The following is a 670-nucleotide window of genomic DNA, read 5'->3' on the forward strand; positions in this document are numbered from 1 at the left end:
AGCCCCACCGCACCCGCGAGCCCGGTGGCCACCGCGTTCCGCGTCACCAAGGGAGCCGGCCGGCCCGTCGTCGCCGGTACGTCGGTCTCGCTCCAGGGCACGCTGACCGCCACCCGGACCGGCGCCCAGCTGGGCAGTGCCCCCGCCGAGGTCTGCGTCCGGACCGCACCGGCGGCGACATTCCGCTGCACCGCGACCACCACCTCGCTCGGCGGTGTCGTGGCCTGGAACGGCACGCCGACGGCGAGCACGTGGGTCTACCTGAGCCACCCGGCGACCGCCACCACGAAGGCGTCCCGCACCGCCACGGTCGCGTTCCCGGTCGTCTCCCGGGTGACGCTCCGCGCCGGGACCGGAACGGTGACCGCGACCGTCGGCCCGGCCGCCGGCCAGGTCGTCAAGCTCGACCGCTTGACCGGCAAGACCTGGACGCTGGTCACCGGTAAGACCGTCTCCCGGGCCGGGCAGGCGTCGTTCACCAAGCTGAAGGCCGGAACCTACCGGGTGCGGATCGCGGCCACCTCGTCCACGGTCGCGTCGACGAGCAGCGGGTTCCGGGTGCGCTGACCGACACCCGGCACCAGCAGCGGCACCGACCGGCCGAGCGGACCCCGGGCCGGGAGGAAGATCGCGACGCCGAGCGCGATCGCCAGCGCACCACCGATCCACC

The 670-nt window shown here is 74.9% G+C and carries 1 pseudogene; it reads left to right on the plus strand.

The features are described from left to right. A pseudogene (locus ABEB28_RS42905) lies at positions 1 to 567 on the plus strand (hypothetical protein); the annotation flags it as partial. Positions 568 to 670: the final 103 nt, after the last annotated feature.

Source organism: Cryptosporangium minutisporangium (assembly GCF_039536245.1).
Classification (GTDB): domain Bacteria; phylum Actinomycetota; class Actinomycetes; order Mycobacteriales; family Cryptosporangiaceae; genus Cryptosporangium; species Cryptosporangium minutisporangium.